This window comes from Mycetocola sp. CAN_C7 (genome assembly GCF_015752285.1).
Classification (GTDB): domain Bacteria; phylum Actinomycetota; class Actinomycetes; order Actinomycetales; family Microbacteriaceae; genus Mycetocola_A.
Window position 1 is genome coordinate 501,966 of record NZ_JADOUY010000004.1, and the last position, 19,089, is coordinate 521,054.

Here is a 19,089-nt window from a genome sequence, read left to right on the forward strand (position 1 = left end):
CCGTCGGCACTCGCCGAGAGCGAACACGGTTCACCCCGGCGCGCGAGACCGCGGATGTCGGTGGGTCGCGCTAACTTTGCTGACGTGACCATCAGGGGATTCCGCGCTTCGAGCCGCTCGACGGCAGCATCCCCCTCGATCGTTCCCGACGCCGCGCAGCAGGCGGTTCTCGACCTCGCAGACGGCGCCAGTGCGGCCGTTGCCGGTGCGCCGGGCACCGGCAAGACCTCCACCGCCGTCGAGCTCGTCGCCGATCGCATCATCTTTCGCGACTACGAGCCGCACGAAGTCCTCGTGCTTGCGCCCAACCGCCGCGCCGCCGCAGCCCTCCGCGACCGACTGGCTCTGCGCGTCGCCGTCCCGACCAACGGGCCTCTCGCCCGCACCCTCAGCTCCCTCGCATTCCAGATCGTCGGCGCGCGAGCGTCGTTGGAGGGGAGGGATGCCCCGCGGCTGCTCACCGGAGCCGAGCAAGACACGATCATCGCCGAACTGCTGGCCGGCCACGAGATCGACGGCACCGGCCCGGCCTGGCCAGATCCCCTCGTGCCCGAGGTGAGACGACTCACCGGCTTCCGGACCGAGCTCCGGGAACTCATGATGCGCACGGTCGAATCCGGACTCCGCCCCGATTCACTCGCCAGGCTCGGCGTGCAGCACTCCCGCAAGGAGTGGGTTGCCGCCGGTCGTTTCATGGCCGAATACGAACAGGTGATCGACAGTTTCGGCGTCGACCATCTCGATTCGGCCGAGCTGGTGGCCCAGGCCACAGCCGAACTGAACCGGGGCTTCGGTCTCGACGGTCTCCGGCTCCTTGTGGTCGATGATTTTCAGGAACAGGGTCCATCGGCGACGACTCTTTTCCGCGCCCTGGCCAGCCGAGGGGTCGCGATCGTCGCGTTCGGTGACCCCGACGTGGCCTCGAGCACCTTCCGTGGGTCAGACCCGGCCGCCCTCGCCGGCCTCGGCACCGGACTCGGCGTCGACGTGACCCGGCTCGATCTCGGCACGGTGTACCGGCACGGAGCCGGCATCCGCACGCTCGTCGGCGAAGTCACCACACGCGTCGGAACCGCTGGCGCCGTGACCCACCGATCCGCTCAAGCAGCCCCGGTGACCGACTTCGAACTCGGAACGGTGCCACCGATCGTGCGGGTCGACGCGGCGTCGACGGCAGCGGAGCACCAGCGCATCGCTCGCATCCTGCGCGAGCATCACCTGTTCGGTGGCATCCCGTGGTCGCGCCTTGCCGTGATCGTCCGGTCAGGTGCCACCATCCCGGTTCTCGACCGTGCGCTGTCGCTGGCTGAGGTTCCGACGACGGTTCCATCAGGGGGCCGTACACTCCGCACCGAGTTCGCCTCGGCGCAGCTTCTCACGCCGGTCGCGTTCATCCTGGGCCGGCTCGATCCGACGGCAGACCTCGTGACCTCGATGCTCACCGGACCCTTGTGCGGGCTCGACGGCATCTCGCTGCGGCGCGTGCGGCGGGCACTTCGGCACGAGGAACTCGCCGGTGACGGCAACCGGTCAGGCGACGAACTCCTGCTCGAAGCCGTCGAACGCCCCGGCCGGTTCGCCACGATCGACTCCGCCGCTGCGCGCTCAGCGGGTCGGTTCGCCCAGACCCTCGCAGACGCCCGCGCCGCTGCGGAGGCGGGGGCGAGCATCGAGGAGCTGCTCTGGCTGTTCTGGGAGAAGAGTGGTCTCGGCGCGTCGTGGTCGGCGCAGGCGCTCGGATCCGGGCTCTCCGCCGACGAAGCCAATCGTCACCTCGACAGCGTGATGGCCCTGTTCACGGCGGCCAAACGCTTCGCCGAGCGGCATCCGGCCGAGCCGGCCGGGCGGTTCATCGATGAGGTGCTGTCGTCCGAGGTCCCCGAAGACTCCCTGACGCCGCAGGCAGCGGCAGACGCCGTCTTCATCGGCACCCCGAGCTCGGTGGTCGGGAGCGAGTTCGACGTCGTCGTCGTCGCCGGTCTCCAGGACGGTGCCTGGCCGAACCCTCAGCTGCGCGGCTCGCTGCTCTACCCGCAGCAGCTCAGCCAGCTTGCCGCAGGCCTTCCGGTCGCCGACCTGGACGCGCGTGCCGAGGTCCTTTCCGACGAACTGCGGATGTTTGCACTCGCGGTCTCGCGGGCGCGCGTCCAGATCGTCGTCACCGCGACCGTCAACGAGAATGAGCAGCCGTCAGCGTTTCTGCGCTTTCCTTCTCTTCGAGCCGTCGAACCGGTGTCGGCGAGCGACGCGCAGCATCCGCTGTCCCTCCGGGGGATGGTGGGAGCCCTTCGACGCCGGCTGGTGACAACCGGAGACATCCACGCCGCGAATGCGCTCGCCCGCCTCGCTGCCGAAGGAGTGCCTGGCGCTGACCCTGACGACTGGTACGGACTGCTCGATCCCTCGACAACAGCCCCGCTCGTCGATCTCACCGCTTCGGATGCCGTCGTTCCCGTCTCGCCGTCCAAACTCGAGACGTTCGAGAAATCGGGACTGGCCTGGTTCATCGACACCATGGCCGCAGCACCCTCCGGGCTTGCCGCAGGCATCGGGACCGTCGTCCACACAGCACTCGAACGCGCCGGGACCATCCCGACCGATCAGATCACCGCTGACGACATCAGCGTCGAACGGCTCTGGCAGCACATCGACGAACACTGGTCCGAGTTGTACTTCGAGGCCCCGTGGCTGGCGGAACGCCAGCGTCGTCTGACCCATCGCCTCGTCGAGGGCCTGTCGGAATACCTCCACGACTTCCGCGATGCCGGCGGCGAGACGATCAGCGCAGAGGGGACATTCTCGGTGACGCTCGGCCAGGTGCGCCTGTCCGGCACGATCGACCGGGTGGAACGGCTCCCGAGCGGAGAGGTCGTCATCGTCGACCTCAAGACAGGAAAGACCGCACCGTCGCGGTCGAAGGTCGACGAGAACCCGCAGCTCGGCGGGTATCAGCTGGCGCTCGCGGCCGGGGCGATCGAAGGCACGGAGCCGGGGGACCGGTCCGGCGGGGCGACACTGCTCTACGTCTCCGGCGGTGTCCGGGGCAAGGGCTATCGTGTGCTGACCCAGCAGCCGATGACGTTCGACGAGCGAGATGCATTCACTCAGCGGGTCGAGAGCGCCGGGCGTGGGATGGCTGCAGCCGAGTTCACCGGCAACCCGAATCTCGATGAGCGCGATCCGAAGGCCGCGTCGATGTACCGGATTCACCTCGTTGCGGCGGTGAGCGCATGACCGCGCCCGTCCGGATGATGTCTGCACGGGAGATCGGGTCGCGGCTGGGGCTCCCGGAGCCGACCGACGAGCAGGTTGCGGTCATCGAAGCCGACCTCGGTCCTGCCCTCGTCGTCGCCGGCGCCGGAAGCGGCAAGACAGAGACGATGGCGAACCGAATCGTGTGGCTCCTCGCGAACGGCAAGGTGCGTGTTCCGGAGATACTCGGCCTCACGTTCACCCGAAAGGCCGCCGGCGAGCTCGCCGAGCGGGTCAGGGTGCGGATCGGCCAGTTGCAGGATCTCCAGCTCGCTGAGACTCCAGGCACCGCGATCGACGTGCTCGAGGCGCCGACGATCGCCACCTACAATTCGTTCGCCAGCGGGCTCTTCCGTGAATACGCCCGGCTGATCGGGCGCGAGCCGGACGCCACCGTCCTGACGGAGGCGTCAGCGTGGCGGCTGGCGCGCCGGATTGTCGTCGAGAGCTCAGACGACCGGCTGGTCGGTCTCGACAAGAGCGTCGATCAGGTCACCGCAGCGGTCGTGTCTCTGAGCCATGCGTTGAGCGACAACGACGCAACCGGCCGTGCAGATGACATCCGCTCGTTCGCGACGGAGTTCCACCGGCTGGCCGAACTCCCGCTTTCTGACGGCACATCGCGCAAGTCGTCGTTCCCCTCGGTGACGTCCGCCGTCGGCGATGTCGACTATCTCGGCATGCTCGTCGACCTGGCCGAACGGTTCGCGGCCGAGAAGCAGCGCCTGGGTTTCGTCGAGTTCAGCGATCAGGTCAGCCTCGCGCTCGAGATCTGCCGCCGGGTGCCGCGCGTCGTCGACGAATACCGGTCGCGGTTCCGGATGGTCATCCTCGACGAATACCAGGACACCTCTGTGGTGCAGACGGATCTGCTTGCCCGGTTGTTCTCCAACCAGCCGGTGATGGCCGTCGGTGACCCGAACCAGTCCATCTACGGCTGGCGCGGTGCGAGCGCGGCGAACCTTGCCCGGTTCTCCAGCGACTTCGCCGACGACCGCACGGCGTCGACGTTCGCCCTCTCGACCAGCTGGCGCAATGCAGGAAAAGTCCTCGACGCCGCCAATGCGATCGTTGCGCCTCTTCCGGCGACCCCGCGGGTTCCCGTGCGTCGGCTCACCAGCCCTCCGCACGCCGGGCAAGGGGAGATCTCGGTCGTGTTCGCAGAGACCGTGGTCGATGAAGCGGATGCCGTCGCCCGCTGGCTCGCAGGCGAACTGGCGCGGCCGTCAGCGTCGGGCAGGCAGCGGACAGCGGCGATGCTCTGCCGGTCGCTCAAGAAGGTCGACGTGTTCTCCGACGCGCTGAGACGCAACAACGTGCCCTTCCACATTCTGGGGATGGCCGGTCTCCTCGAACAGCCGGTGATCGTCGACCTGGTCAGTGCCCTCCGCGTCCTGCATGACCCGACGGCCGGATCCGAACTGATCAGGCTGCTCGTCGGCGCCCGCTGGCGGATCGGACCCCGTGACATCCAGGCGCTGAACGGGCTTGCGCGGTGGCTCGCCAGCCGCGACCTCGCCCAGCAGCCGATCGCTGACGAGATCCGAGAGCGCATCGCGGCGTCTGCGGCCAACGATGACGGCCGATCGATCGTCGACGCACTCGACTTCCTGCAGACCGCCCCAGCGAACCACGGCGCCCTCCGCGATTTCAGTGCAGAGGGCATCCGTCGGATGCGGCTCGTCGCCCGACAGCTGAACACACTGCGTCGACGTTCCGGCCTCGACCTCTACGACCTCGTCAACCTCGTCGTGCAGGAGCTCCAGCTCGACATCGAGGTCGCGGCAAACGAGCAGAACCCGCTCGGGCAGGCCAGCCTTGACGCGTTCTCGGAACAGATCGCCTCGTACCTGTCGGTCGACGAAGGTGCCGGGCTCGGCCCGTTCCTGTCGTGGCTGGCAGAGGCCGAGCGCCGTGAGAACCTCAGCCCGCGGGCCGAGGATCCCGAACCGGGCACGGTCCAGATCCTCACCATCCACGGTTCGAAAGGTCTGGAGTGGGACAGTGTCGTCGTCCCGCGGATGGTGCAGGACGAACTCCCTGGAACCCTGCGCAGTAAACGCGGCTGGACCGCGTTCGGAGAGTTGCCGTACGAGTTCCGTGGCGATCGGAATGAGCTGCCCGCTCTGCCCTGGCGTGGGGCAGCGACCCAGGCTGATTTCGATGCCGCTTACGTCGCATTCGGTGAGGGTCTCGACGCCCGGAACGCCGAGGAGCAGCGTCGGCTCGCCTACGTCGCCGTCACCCGGGCGAAAGACGCTCTTCTCGCGAGTGGCTCGTTCTGGGCGACACAGTCGCGCCCCCGACGGCCCGGGATATTTTTGCGTGAGATCGTCGCTGCCGTCGGCCTCGACGACGACGTGCTCCCCGACGAGTCGGAGTTCGATGAGAACCCGCTCGCCGCCGAGCAGAACGTCGTGGCCTGGCCACTCGATCCGCTCGGTGCACGCACCGATGCGGTGGAGGCCGCCGCTGCAGCCGTCCGCGACGCCGACCCCGACCTTGCCACGGTCTGGTCGAATGACATCGGCCTGCTCCTGGCCGAACGCGAGGCCAGGCTGCGTTCAGACGAGTACGTTCCCCTGCCCGACCGGGTCCCCGCTTCACGGTTCAAGGAATACGTCTCGGACGCTCCGGGGCTGGCGACGAGGATGCGGCGGCCGGTTCCTGAGCGGCCCTACCGCCAGACCCGCCTCGGCACCCTGTTCCACAGCTGGGTCGAGCAGCGAGCCGGAGTTGCCGGTGGGCAGGAGTCGCTCGACTCGAGCCTGCTCGAACAGGATCTCGACGAGGCTCCGGGAACGCTCCTGCCTCTCGAACAGCGCGAACTCGACGACCTCGCGGTCCTGCAGCGCACGTTCGAGGCGTCGGAGTGGGCCGAGCTCCGGCCGGTCGAGGTCGAACGTGAGATCAACTTCGTGCTCGGCCAACAGATCATCATCTGCAAGCTGGATGCCGTGTACGAGCGCGACGGTCGCTACCAGATCGTCGACTGGAAAACGGGAAAAGCGCCGTCAACCGCGGCCGAACTCGATGAACGGCAGTACCAGCTCGCCCTCTACCGACTCGCTTTCGCCCAGTGGAAAAAAGTCTCGCCCGACCTCATCGACGCGGTGTTCTACTACGTGGCCGACGACCTGGTCCTGCGCCCTGACACCCTCTACTCGGCCGACGAACTCGGTCGCCGCTGGGTCAGGGGAGTGATCTCGCCCGACTCCGCGGCTTCGAGCGCTGAGAAGTCCAACTCGGCGGTATAACCGGCGTCACTGCGAGGATCGGTCCGTTTCGCCGACGTGATGTCGATCGGGCCGGTTTCGATGGCATCCGGGTCGAAGGAATCCTGCCCACGGGTGGTCTGCGCAGGCTCGGAGGCCCGCTCTCGCCGCGACTCGTCGTCGTTCTCGCCACTCCCCGAGGCCGACTTTCCGGGATCAGTGCCGAATACCGCCTCGAGTTCGGAACGGTCGTAGCTGTCGGTTTCCATGCCGATGCCAGACGACGCGGAAGCAGCGGAGGTCTGTGGCGTGCGTGTGAGCATGGCTTCGACGTCCGAGACAGCCATGATCGGCCCGGTCTCGTTCGACAGCGGATGCATGAGGTCACCGAGCACGTGATCGACGAGCCCGTCGAGCAGGCTGACCGCGTCATCGGTGATGCTCTTGTCACGGGCGTCCACTCCGTGGAGGAGCCAGCGAGCGAGCTCGAGTTCAGCGTGAAGCATCGAGCGCTGGAGCAGAAGGTGATCGGGGTTGCGGGTCGACGACGACCGATACGCGGCGAGCACGCTTTCTGCGGCCTCACCGGCGCCGCTGAGCCAGTGCAGGTCCCTGGCCGGGTCGCCGACGCGGAGGGCATGCCAGCCGAGCACAGCGGTGACGATCGGGCCGACCTCGTGGTCGGTGATGACGAAGGATTCCGCACCGAGCGACCCGTGGATGACGGTCGGCTGGAACTGCCACAACCGGTCGTCTGCTGCGGCATCCGTCCACCGCTTGCGCACCGCGGTCGGCAGCAGCCGCGTGGATGCGGCGCGTTCGATGACGCTCCTGGCCTCGTTGCGGCACTCGGCCGCCGTGAGGTGGGGGAGCCCGACCTCGGAGACGAATGACCCGGGCAGTGCGTGGATCGCCGCAATGGCAGCCCCGATCGACGTCGCTGCGCCATCACCGGCCGGAAGTCCGTCGGCGTCGACGCTGTACCCGGGGAGGTACTCGTAGACGACGGCTCGAGTGCCCTGATTCGACACCTGGCCGATGACCGAGGGCACATCGAACGGCAGACGACTACGGATGCCTGCTGTCATCGCCTGCAGCGCGATCAGTTCGACAGACTGCTCACTTGCGGCACGTTCGTTCGTCGGAACCCTGACAACCAGTTCGCGGTCGTCACCCCTGCGGAGGAGAGCCGAATCGAAGTCACCTGTCCGTCCGTGCCCGAACGGTCCTGCGCCGACGATCTGCAGGTCCGCGACGGCTGAGGTAGCCAACGCGGCTAGAGTTAGATGCGATCTGGCCATGGCATCTAGGTTAGGTCGCTCAACCCCGTGGCAGCCATCCGCCACGCCCTTGCAGGTGGGAGTGCTTGTGTTCGATCTCGGCCCGCTCACCGATCTTCCGCTCGCCCGCACGGCAGTCGATCGTGACGCCGACGCGCGTGTGCGGCCCGACCTCTTTTCGGAGCTCGCTGCCGAGCCGGGTTCGCGCGTGCTCGCGCTCTGGAACGGCAAGACGCTGATGGACGGTGACAGCATCGCGCTGCACGACTCCGCGGTCGCCGGGCAGGCCGACCTGCTCTGCTACCTCGGTCGCATCGTCACGCCCGGCTCCCAGGCAGACATCGGCGCTGCCGTGACGTTGGCCGTGCTGACGGATGCCGCCGCAGCCGCGATCGAACCGGATCCGGAACGCTGGTTGTCGCTGCGTGAGATCGGACATTTCCTCGGTGCAGGCGACTCCGCACTGATGACGGCAGCCGTCGCCCTCGCCAATTTTCACGGCTCGCACGGCCACTGCCCGCGCTGCGGCACCGCGACGGCTCCCAGCCTCGCGGGCTGGATGCGCCTGTGCCCCTCCTGTCAGAACCAGGTGTTCCCCCGAACCGACCCGGCGGTCATCGTGCTCGTCCTCGATGACGATGACCGGCTGCTCCTGGGCTCGAACGTGCTCTGGCCTGAAGGTCGGTACTCGTTGCTCGCTGGGTTCGTCGAGGCGGGGGAGTCGCTCGAGCAGGCCGTTGTTCGCGAGATCGCCGAGGAATCCGGCCTGCCCGTCGAGTATCCCGTCTATCTCGGGTCGCAGCCGTGGCCGTTCCCGCGTTCCATGATGATCGGGCTCTCCGCCCGAGTGGTGTCCGGCCACGACCCTGACGCTCTTCTTCCCGACGGTGCCGAGATCGTCGACCTGCGCTGGCTGAGCCGCGATCAACTGAGGCAGGAGGCCGGAACGCTGCTCCTGCCCGGCCCGACGTCCATCGCCCGGTCGCTGATCGAACTCTGGCTCGTCGCCGACGGCGGCCCGGGTATCGAAGCGTCCGCGCGGGCGGCCAGCGCCGACGCCGCGGCGACCCGGGCATGACCGCGGCCGAGCCCACGGATCTTCTGGCCGGCCTCGACGACGATCAGCGCGTTGCCGCCGAAGCGCTCCGCGGACCCGTCTGTGTGCTCGCCGGTGCAGGCACCGGCAAGACCAGGGCGATCACCCACCGAATCGCCCACGGCGTGGCAACGGGAACCTACGCCGCGAACCGCGTGATGGCGCTGACCTTCACCAACCGTGCAGCCGCTGAACTCCGCGGCCGGCTTCGCCACCTCGGCGCTGGGGGTGTCGCTGCGCGCACCTTCCACGCGGCTGCCCTCAGCCAGCTGAATTATTTCTGGCCGCACACGGTCGGCGGCATCATGCCTGCTCTCATCCCCAGTAAAGGCCGGATGCTCGGCCACGCCGCCGAACGACTCAAGCTCAAACTCGACACGGCCACGCTGCGCGACATCGCTGCGGAGATCGAGTGGCGCAAGGTGTCCGGGCTGAGCATCGAGCAGTACGCAGCGGCAAACCGGCCTGCATCGCAGAACCTCGCTGTCGACGCCATCGCAGCGATGCAGCAGGCCTATGAGGACCTCAAGGACGAACGCAAACAGCTCGACTTCGAAGATGTGCTCCTCGCCTGCGCCGGCATGATCCAGACCGAGCCTGCGGTCGCGATGCAGGTGCACGAGCAGTACCGGTTCTTCGTCGTCGACGAATACCAGGACGTCTCCCCGCTGCAGCAGCAGCTCCTCGAACTCTGGATCGGCGGGCGTAACGATGTCTGCGTCGTCGGTGATGCCAGCCAGACCATCTACTCGTTCGCCGGGGCGCGCAGCGACTACCTCCTCGACTTTCCGGCCAGACACCCGGATGCCACGGTCGTCCGGCTCGAACAGAACTACCGCTCGACTCCCCAGATCGTTGACACAGCCAACCGGCTGATGCGTGGCCGCCCCGGGGCGCTCAGCCTCCAGGCCAGCCGTTCGGCCGATACCCATCATCAGCCCGAGATTTCGGCACACCCGAACGACATGGCCGAGGCTCGCGCGATCGCCCAGTCGGTGCTCGAGCGCATCGCTGCCGGAACGAAACCCGAGCACATCGCGATCCTCTACCGCGTCAACGTGCAGTCGGCCGCTCTTGAGACAGCGCTCGGCGACGTCGGCGTGCCCTATCTGCTGCGCGGGAGCAAACGGTTCTTCGACCTGCCCGAAGTGCGCCAGGCGATCATGGCGCTGCGCGGAGCATCCGTGTCGATCACAGGGGAACCGCTCTTCAAATCGGTGAGTGATGTGCTGCGGTCGCTCGGCTGGACCCAGGTCGCGCCGGAGACTGCCGGCGCTGTTCGCGACAAATGGGAGTCGCTCAACGCGATCATGGGACTCGTCGACCAGGCCCCGCCAGGCACCACCTTCCGTCAGTTCACCGACGAGCTCCTCGAACGACAGGCAGGCCAGCACGAACCGACGGTGTCTGCTGTGACCCTCGCCACCCTTCACTCGGCGAAGGGCCTCGAGTGGGATGCCGTCTACCTGCTCGGTCTCAGCGAAGGCCTGGTTCCGATCAGCTACGCGAAAACCTTTGAACAGGTCGATGAGGAACGGCGGCTTCTGTACGTCGGCATCACTCGCGCGCGATCACAGCTGTACCTGTCGTGGGCTGAACGGTCGAGCCGATCCCCACAGCCCCGGGAACGGTCTCGTTTCCTGACAGAGATCGGCATCCGCAATCCGGGTGTCGCCGGTGCGCGATCAGGGTCCCCGTCACCCGAAACCCGTCGATCCTGAGCGACGAAAAGACGAGATCATTGGTGCCGTCGTCGAGCCGGGCGGTCGCGATCCGCGCGACGCGGGCACACACCTCACCGATCAACGGCTCCGTCTCTGCCAGCGAGCGCTGAGCGAGCAATTGTGACGCCATCGCCGGCCAGGCCGGGTCAGCATCCGTTCGCTCGAGCGCCAGGCAGTGCAGGCACGGGCCGACGCCCGGTTCGACGAATGGTCCGATCTCAACGCCCACATCGGTGTAGGTGACGGCGAGGTGTGGAATGTCGAGACTGAGCCAACGGACGTACCGCCTGGGATCGATCACGTGCGAGGCGACGAGAACCGCGATGTCTGGCAGCCCGGGTGGATCGGTGGAGAACGCATCGACCGACCGGTCGCCGGTCAGCAGCCAGCGGATGCCGTCGGCGGTTCTTCCTGCACCGTCGACAACCCATCGGGGAACGTCGCGGCGGGGTGATGGCCGGACCAGCGCCGGCGCGATCCGGTCGACGAAGTTCCTGACCTCGTCTGTTCCGGCGCCCACCCGGTCGGCGAGTTCGTCGAGTTCACGCCTGCTGATGCCGGCGAGGACTGCGCCGAGCAGATGTTCGACGGCTGGGCTGATCGAATCGAGCCGGGCGATGGGCTGCTCGGCCCCGATCTGCAGCGAGGTGGGGGAGCGCCAGACGATGGGGTAGCGCGGGTCGAGTCGAAGGAGCATGCGGAGATCATGCCGCACCCGCCGATACGCCGTGCGGTTTATCCACAGCCGGGTGCGACCCGTGCGGCGGGAGCGCGGGTCAGACCGCTGGCGGGTTTTCGTCCGGCGAGGGGCCCTTCTCAGACGCGCCCGTGTCATCGGGGGACGCGTTCTCCTCACCTCGGAGGAGGTTCTCCTCACCTCGGAGGAGGTTCTCCAGCGCCGTGTCGAAGTCATCGGGCTCGGGTACCTCACCCCGTGCGCGCGCTTCGAGACGCGCGATCAGCGCCGACGGGTCGTCGATGTCGTCGCTGGTGGGGATGACGTCGGGGTGTTCCCAGAGCGAGTCGCGCTGTTCGTCGCCGACGGCATCCGTGATCTGCTGCCACATCGCCGCGGCTTCGCGCAGCCGGCGCGGGCGCAACTCGAGCCCGACCAGGGTGGAAAAGGCGGATTCGGCGGGTCCGCCCGTGGCCCGGCGGCGACGCACCATCTCAGCGATGGCGTCGGCCTTGGGCAGTCGTGATGTCGCTCGCGCGGTGACGACGTCGACCCAGCCTTCGACGAGCGCGAGGATCGTCTCGAGCCGGCCGAGCGTCGCGAGCTGTGCATCCGTCTTCGGCGGGATCAGCGAACCGTCGACCATCGCCTGACGCAGTTCTTCGGGATTCGAGGGATCGAAGCCGTCCGCGAGGCTTTCGAGCCGGTCGGTGTCGATGCTGATGCCGCGGGCGAACTCGGTGATCGATGAGATGAGGTGCAGGCGCAGCCAGCGCGCGTGACGGAACAGGCGGGCGTGGGCGATCTCACGGACGGCCAGGTACAGCTGGACCTGGTCGTCGGGAATGTCGAGGCCGTCGCCGAATACGCTGACGTTCTGCGGCACGATGGCGGCCTGGTTGTCGTCGAGCAGGGGGATGCCGACGTCACCGCCCGAGACGACCTCCGTCGACAGCTGCCCGACGACCTGCCCGAGCTGCATGGCGAAGAGCGCGCCGCCGATGCTGCGGAGGAGCGCCCCGGCGTTCTCGACCATGCCCTGGAACTCGTCAGGAGCCTGCTCGCGGAGGACGCGGGTGAGGGCATCCGAAATGCTTGTCGCGACCGGTTCGGCCAGCTGGGTCCAGACCGGCATCGTCGCGCGAGCCCATTCGGCGCGGGTCACCAGTTTGGGAACGCTCGTCAGTTCGGTGATGCCGGTGACGTCGTCGAGCCACAGAGCTGCGATCGAAAAAGCCTGGTCGAGCGCGGCGCGCTGCTCGGCGCTGATGGGAGCGGCTTCGGCCGTGGCGATCGTGACCGCCTGGTCTGTCGCGGCCTGCCAGTTGATGCTTCCGTCACCCGCGCCCTGGAGGGCGTTGCGGAGCTGGCTGAGCATGGCGTTGACCGACGCTGGGTCACCGGGGAGCCCGGCTGCACCGGCGAGTTGGCTCGGGTCGATCCCGGCATTCCCAGCCAGGAACTGCCGCAGCATGTCGCGGAACTCGTCCTCGGGGTTCTTGTCGGATTCGTCGGGCACAGAGGCCACCTTTCAGACAGCATTCGGTTGCGGGATCTACGCTAGTCGGTGAACCTCTGAGTTTCGCGTTGCTGCCTCCGGCGGCTGTCCGCCCGTCGCGAACACCATGAAAGGCACGATGAGTCTCTGGAGCGATACCCCGCACGCAGCCGAACCGCAGGCTCTGTATTCGGAGGCAGAACTCGCCACGATGGAGAGCGCGCATCGCCGCCGCACGCGTGGCTGGCTGGCGCTTGCCGTGTCGTTCGTCATACTTCTGGGTCTCGCCCTGTGGCCGACGTCGTATGTGATCCAGCAGCCGGGGCCGGTGTTCAATACTCTCGGTACGGTGACGATCGAGGAGGAAGAAGTCCCCATGGTCACCGTGGAGGGCGCTGAGACCTTTGAGACCGATGGAGCCCTCGACATGCTCACCGTGCAGGCGGTCGGTAACCGGGAGCAACGACCCAACTGGTTCGAGGTCGCCCTTGCCTGGTTCTCGCCGAGCAAGGCGGTCGTGCCCGTCGAAGCGTTGTTCCCCGAGGGCGTCTCCACCGAGCAGCGCGAAGCCGAGAACGCTGCCCTCATGGTCGATTCCCAGCAGGATGCCATCGCGGCAGCGCTGACCGAACTCGATTATGATTTTCCAGCCCAGCTGGCCGTCGGCCAGGTGGCTGACGGTGCTCCGGCCGAAGGAAAACTCGAGATCGACGACGAGATCATCGCGGTGAACGACTCTGCCGTGACCGACCTCGCGTCGCTCAGGGACGCCATCGCCGACAACGGGTCGACCGATGCAGCCGTGTTCGACATCGTTCGGGACGGGAAGCCGCAAACGGTCTCGATCACGCCGGTGAGCGCGACGTCTGCCGACGGCGAGGACTCAAGCATCATCGGGATCGCGACGAAGGTTCTCTACGACTTTCCGGTTGATGTCACCATCCAGCTCGACAACGTCGGAGGACCCAGCGCCGGCATGATGTTCGCGCTGGGCATCATCGACAAAATGACCGAGGGCAAGCTCAACGGTGGCACGAATGTCGCAGGCACAGGCACGATCGACGGTGAGGGTGTCGTCGGACCGATCGGCGGCATCCGTCAGAAGCTGTATGGGGCCGTCGATGCCGGGGCAGCCTACTTCCTCGCACCAGAGGCGAACTGCAACGAAGTGGTCGGACACGTGCCGGACGGTCTGCAGGTGCTGAGCGTCGCCACCCTCGACGACGCGCTTGCCGCGCTCGACGCGATCGAATCGTCGAGCGGACTTGATGCCCTTCCCACGTGTGAAGCACCGGAGACCACCGGCTAGCTCCCAGCCAGCGCAAGGGCGATCCCCATAGACTTGTGACCTGACCCCGACACTGACAGAGGCCACAAGTGACAACCGCTCCCGCAGCATCAGCACGTCCCACCCCCAACCGCAGTCGCGCACCGCTTGCCATCACCGCAGCAGTGGTCGGCGTCCTCGTGGTTGCCTTCTTCATCTTCGCCGGGTTGTACTCGGACTTCCTGTGGTTTGAACAGCTCGGGTTCGCGAACGTTCTCACGACGCAGTGGATCGCCACCGCTGTGATGTTCGCCATCGGATTCTTCGGCATGGCCATCCCGATCTGGGCGAGCATCCAGCTGGCATACCGCCTGCGGCCCGTCTACGCCAAGCTGAGCAGTCAGCTCGACCGCTACCAGGAACTCGTCGAGCCGCTCCGTCGCCTCGCCACCTACGGCATCCCGGTCGTCCTCGGCCTGTTCGCCGGCTTCGCGGCTGCCACTCGCTGGGAAGTCGTGCTGCTCTGGCTGAACCGCACGCCCGTCGGCGAGGTCGACCCGCAGTTCGGTCTCGACGTCTCGTTCTACTTCTTCGAACTGCCGTTCTTTCGCGGTCTCGTCGGTTTCGCTTCCGCCGTCATCCTTCTCGCCACACTCCTCACTGTCGCGGTCAGCTACCTTTACGGCTCCATCCGGGTTTCCGGTCGTGAGCTGCGGATCTCGAAGGCGGCGCGCATCCAGATCGCCATCCTCGCCGCGCTCTACATCGCTCTTCAGGCCGTGTCGATCTGGCTCGACCAGTACGTCACGCTCAACCAGACCGGTGACCTCATCACCGGTGCGAACTACACCGACGACAACGCGACCATCCCGGGCCGGGTCATCCTCGCCGGCGTCGCCGCGTTCGTCGCCGTTCTCTTCCTTGTCACCGCGTTCATCGGCCGCTGGCGCCTCCCGATCGTCGGAACGGCGTTGCTGCTCGTCGCCGGGCTGCTCGTCGGCACCGCCTACCCGTGGGTCGTTCAGCGCTTCCAGGTCGACCCGAACGCCAAGACCCTCGAGACGCCGTACATCCAGCGGAACATCGACCTCACTCGTGACGCATACGGCGTCGCAGACGTCGAGCAGATCCCGTACAACGCCACGACGGATGCCACAGAGGGCGCCCTCCGCGAAGACGCCGAGACGACTGCATCGATCCGTATCATCGACCCGGCCCTCGTCAGCCCGTCGATCTCGCAGCTCGAGCGTTTCAAGAACTACTACTCGTTCTCGCCCGACCTCGACGTCGACCGCTACCAGGTCGACGGTGAGAGCCAGGACACGGTCGTCGCGCTCCGCGAACTCCGCCAGGACGCCGACGACACCTGGTACAACAACACCTTCGTCTACACGCACGGCTACGGTCTCGTCGCGGCCTACGGAAACCAGCGGTCCGTCGACGGCCAGCCCGTGTTCCTCGAATCAGGCATCCCGACCTCGGGCGAACTCGGCGACTTCGAGCCTCGGATCTACTTCGGCGAAGCATCGCCGGACTACTCCATCATCGGTGCGCCACAGGGCAACGAACCCGTCGAGCTGGACTACCCGTCGGGTGACGAGGGCGAGTCGGAGACCTATAACACCTTCGAAGGTGACGCGGGTCCGAAGCTCGACAACGTGCTCAACAAGCTCGTCTACGCGCTGAAGTTCCAGTCGGAGCAGATCTTCCTCTCCGACGACGTCAGCAGCGAGTCGCAGATCATCTACGATCGTGACCCCGCCACACGGGTTCAGAAGGTTGCGCCATACCTGACTCTCGACTCCGACCCGTACCCCAGCGTGGTCGACGGACGCGTGGTCTGGATCGTCGACGGATACACCACCTCAGACGCCTACCCGTACTCGCGCACGGTCGGCCTCTCGACGGCGATCGCCGACTCGGCGACATCGGACCAGCGGTTCGCGCTCGATGACATCAACTACATCCGTAACTCGGTGAAGGCCACGGTCGACGCCTACGACGGCTCGGTCACCCTATACGCGTGGGACACCGAAGACGCCATTCTCAAGACCTGGCAGAAGATCTACCCGTCAACGGTGGAGCCGATGTCGAAGATGAGCGGCGACCTGATGAGTCACGTCCGTTACCCGTCCGACCTGTTCAAGGTGCAGCGCCAGGTGCTCGGTCAGTACCACGTGACGGATGCCGGCAAGTTCTACTCCAAGACGGACGCCTGGTCCACGCCGGCCGACCCGCAATCTGAGGCCGCGGAGAACCTTCTGCAGCCGCCGTACTACCTGACGATGCAGATGCCGGGCCAGGAGTCACCGACGTACTCGCTGTACTCGACCTTCGTGCCCCGAGGCACTGGCGACAGCGTGTCGAGCGTGTTGACTGGTTACCTCGCCGTCGATGCGGATGCCGGAGCCGAAGCAGGCACACCGGGGGAGGACTACGGCAAGTTGCGTCTGCTGACGCTTCCGAAGGATGTCACCGTCCCCGGCCCCGGTCAGGTGCAGAACGCGTTCAACACCGACACCGAAGTCTCGTCGCTGATCAACCTTCTCAAACAGGGTCAGTCGAAGGTGCTCAACGGCAACCTGCTGACACTCCCGGTCGGTGGCGGTCTGTTGTACGTGCAGCCGGTCTATGTGCAGTCCACCGGTGAGACGAGCTACCCGCTGCTCCAGAAGGTCCTCGTGGCATTCGGCGACCAGATCGCCTTCGAGGACACCCTCGATGAGGCACTCGACTCGCTGTTCGGCGGAGACTCCGGCGCCAGTGCCGGAGACGGCAACACGCCCGATGCCGACGACCCCGCGACTCCGGAAGAGCCGGACACCGAAGAGCCGTCGACTCCGACGGAGCCGGACACCGGTGACCCGGTGGCCGACGCGGCGCTTCGCGCCGTGCTCGACGAGGCGAAGCAGGCCATGGACGACAAGCAGGCTGCGCTGACCGACGGCAACTGGACGGCGTACGGCGAAGCCGACGCTCGCCTCAACGCCGCTCTCGCCGAGGCGCTCGACCTGCTGAACGGCTGACCGAGCCGGTAGCGTGGGGTGCGTGACAGAGAATCCGTCAAGCACCCCGCGCCCGGTCGATCTCCGATCAGGGGAGTGGCTCGATGACAATCGTGCCCAGTGGGACGAACGCGTCCCCGTGCACGTCAGCAGTGACTTCTACGACCAGTCGGACCTGCTCGCCGGGGACGGCAGGCTGACGCCTGTCGACGAGGCTGAGCTGTTGCGGCTCTTCCCTGGTGCTGACGGCCGGTTCGACCTCTCCGGGAAGCGTGTGCTTCACCTGCAGTGTCACTTCGGCGCAGACAGCCTTCGGCTGGCTCAGCGGGGCGCTGGGATCGTCGGCCTCGACTTCTCCATGCCCGCAGTCCGCGAGGCGCGCAGGCTGGCTGCAGAGACCGGTCTGGCCGAACGGTCGCGGTTTGTCTGTGCCAACCTCTACGACGCGCGGCACGCTCTCCCGGAACCGGACTCGTTCGATCTCGTGTTCACCACGTGGGGGACGATCGGATGGTTGCCGGATGTCGCCGAATGGGCGCGCATCGTCGAATGGTTTCTGAAGCCGGGAGGCATCCTCTACTTCACGGACAGCCATCCGACTGCGCAGGTATTCGATGCTGCACCAGACGGTGCCGAGCTGCCGATCTTCACCTACCCGTATGCCAAGGCAGAACCCGACATCTTCGACGACGGTGCCGACTACGCAGACGAGACGGCGGTACTCGAGAACACCCGCACCTGGGAATGGATGCATCCGCTCTCGAAGACATTCACCGTGCTCCGTGACGCCGGTCTCACCGTCGACAGGCTCGCCGAGCATGACGCGCTCCCGTGGCGGATGTTCCCTGGACTTGTCCCGAAGGGGGAGGGCATGTTCGGCTGGCCGGATCAGGCCTGGCTTCCTCTCGCGGTCACGATCGTCGCGATCAAGCCGGCGGGGCATCTGCTCTAGGTCCGCCGTAGCCGGCTCGATTCGCGCCGTCTCAGATCCCGTGCTAGAGTAAGTTCTTGTGCCGCGGGGTGGAGCAGTTCGGTAGCTCGCTGGGCTCATAACCCAGAGGTCGTAGGTTCAAATCCTGCCCCCGCAACAATAAAGGCCCTTTGACCGGGAATTATCTCGGTCAGAGGGCCTTTTCTCTGCTCCGATATTGCTCGGCTTTGTTCTAGCCCCGTCAGAGTTACTTTCGCCGCATGTCATCCCTCGGGAGGACGCGTGGGTTGACGGTACCCGATAGCCTCGCGAGTGAGCGAAGGGCGACAATGACCGAGAGCACCCCCACCAGTGCGCCGAGCCCCGCGGCGAAGAAAACCCGCCGGAGCCTCATGTGGGCAGGCGTCGTCGTCACAGGCGTGCTGATCCTCGGCGGAGGGGTCGCTTACTCGCTCGCCAATCAGCCGGAACCGCCGTCGGCTGCCGCTGAAGCCGCACCAGGCGTCAAGCCGAAGCCCACGCAGACACCCACAGTCACCGAGCCGTTGATTGTGCCTATCACGCAGCCGACCGACTGCCTGGACATCTATTCCCAGGAGTTCCTCCAGTCCCAGGGCGTCGACCAGCTGAACCTTCCTGAGATGGAGGGCGTCGGGCTCTCCCGTTACGACTCGATCGAGACGATCCGCATGTCACTCCCCGGCATCGACTGCCAGTGGGGCCCACCCACCGAGGGCGGCATGGCGACCGCCGTCAACACGACCACCCCCGAAACGAAGACGGCTCTGATGACGGCAGCGACCGCCGAGGGTTTCATTTGCCTCGACCACGGCGAACCCTTCCACAGCGTCTGCTCAATCAGCGTCGGCCCCAGCACCGAAGAAGGCGCCGATGGCTGGAGCATCTACGAGGAGCTGTACTTCCGTGACAGCCTCGTTGTCAGCACCTGGCGCGCGAGCATCAGCGGCACCATGCAGAACTCCACCCAGCCGGTATACCAAACGCTCTGGCCGTGACACTACCGCGCCGCTGAAAGCCTCGACGGAGAAATGGAGTGGTCCCCGAAAGTTGGACACCGAATCTAGGTTCTTTCTTCAGGGAGTAGTCAGATGTACTCGAAAAGCACGTTGAGTTACCCCGACGCA

At 66.5% G+C, this 19,089-nt stretch carries 10 protein-coding genes and 1 tRNA gene; 9 read left to right on the forward strand and 2 right to left on the reverse strand.

Annotation, left to right across the window (positions count from 1 at the left end; genetic code table 11):
• The first annotated feature begins 84 nt into the window (after positions 1 to 84).
• Both IWX78_RS11795 and IWX78_RS11800 read left to right on the forward strand, forming a co-directional pair.
• Positions 85 to 3,234, forward strand: a complete 3,150-nt coding sequence (locus tag IWX78_RS11795) for a PD-(D/E)XK nuclease family protein (RefSeq protein ID WP_196833710.1) — start codon at positions 85 to 87, stop codon at positions 3,232 to 3,234.
• Positions 3,231 to 6,509 (forward strand): ATP-dependent DNA helicase, encoded by a 3,279-nt coding sequence (locus IWX78_RS11800; RefSeq protein WP_196833711.1) that lies wholly within the window; start codon positions 3,231 to 3,233, stop codon positions 6,507 to 6,509. The genes IWX78_RS11795 and IWX78_RS11800 overlap by 4 nt, the downstream gene beginning before the upstream one ends.
• Here the strand turns inward: IWX78_RS11800 and IWX78_RS11805 are convergent.
• On the reverse strand, positions 6,413 to 7,738 hold the full coding sequence (locus IWX78_RS11805) for a phosphotransferase (RefSeq protein WP_196833712.1): 1,326 nt from the start codon (positions 7,736 to 7,738) through the stop codon (positions 6,413 to 6,415). The two genes, IWX78_RS11800 and IWX78_RS11805, sit on opposite strands and share 97 nt — an antisense overlap.
• Positions 7,739 to 7,829: 91 nt before the next feature.
• On the opposite strand from IWX78_RS11805, the gene nudC reads away from it, so the two are divergent.
• Both nudC and IWX78_RS11815 read left to right on the forward strand, forming a co-directional pair.
• Entirely contained in the window at positions 7,830 to 8,825 is a 996-nt protein-coding gene (nudC, locus tag IWX78_RS11810) for an NAD(+) diphosphatase (protein WP_334684701.1), read from the forward strand.
• Entirely contained in the window at positions 8,822 to 10,564 is a 1,743-nt protein-coding gene (locus tag IWX78_RS11815; RefSeq protein WP_196833714.1) for an ATP-dependent helicase, read from the forward strand. The genes nudC and IWX78_RS11815 overlap by 4 nt, the downstream gene beginning before the upstream one ends.
• 779 nt (positions 10,565 to 11,343) lie before the next feature.
• Here the strand turns inward: IWX78_RS11815 and IWX78_RS11820 are convergent.
• Complete coding sequence (locus tag IWX78_RS11820; protein ID WP_442929245.1) at positions 11,344 to 12,762, reverse strand: zinc-dependent metalloprotease; 1,419 nt, start codon at positions 12,760 to 12,762, stop codon at positions 11,344 to 11,346.
• Positions 12,763 to 12,880: 118 nt separating this feature from the next.
• Here IWX78_RS11820 and IWX78_RS11825 point away from each other — a divergent pair, with 118 nt between their 5' ends.
• From IWX78_RS11825 to IWX78_RS11845, 5 genes are all read left to right on the forward strand, one after another.
• Positions 12,881 to 14,050 carry a YlbL family protein gene (locus tag IWX78_RS11825; protein WP_196833715.1) on the forward strand — a complete coding sequence of 390 codons (1,170 nt, stop codon included), beginning with the start codon at positions 12,881 to 12,883 and terminating at the stop codon, positions 14,048 to 14,050.
• Between the two features lie 68 nt (positions 14,051 to 14,118).
• Positions 14,119 to 17,034 (forward strand): UPF0182 family membrane protein, encoded by a 2,916-nt coding sequence (locus tag IWX78_RS11830; RefSeq protein ID WP_334684702.1) that lies wholly within the window; start codon positions 14,119 to 14,121, stop codon positions 17,032 to 17,034.
• Positions 17,035 to 17,056: 22 nt separating this feature from the next.
• A complete protein-coding gene (locus IWX78_RS11835; RefSeq protein WP_196833716.1) occupies positions 17,057 to 17,965 on the forward strand; it encodes a class I SAM-dependent methyltransferase in 909 nt (302 codons plus the stop codon).
• A 62-nt stretch (positions 17,966 to 18,027) separates the two neighbouring features.
• Positions 18,028 to 18,101, forward strand: a tRNA-Met gene (locus IWX78_RS11840).
• Between the two features lie 172 nt (positions 18,102 to 18,273).
• On the forward strand, positions 18,274 to 18,960 hold the full coding sequence (locus IWX78_RS11845) for a hypothetical protein (protein WP_196833717.1): 687 nt from the start codon (positions 18,274 to 18,276) through the stop codon (positions 18,958 to 18,960).
• The last annotated feature ends 129 nt before the right edge of the window (positions 18,961 to 19,089 follow it).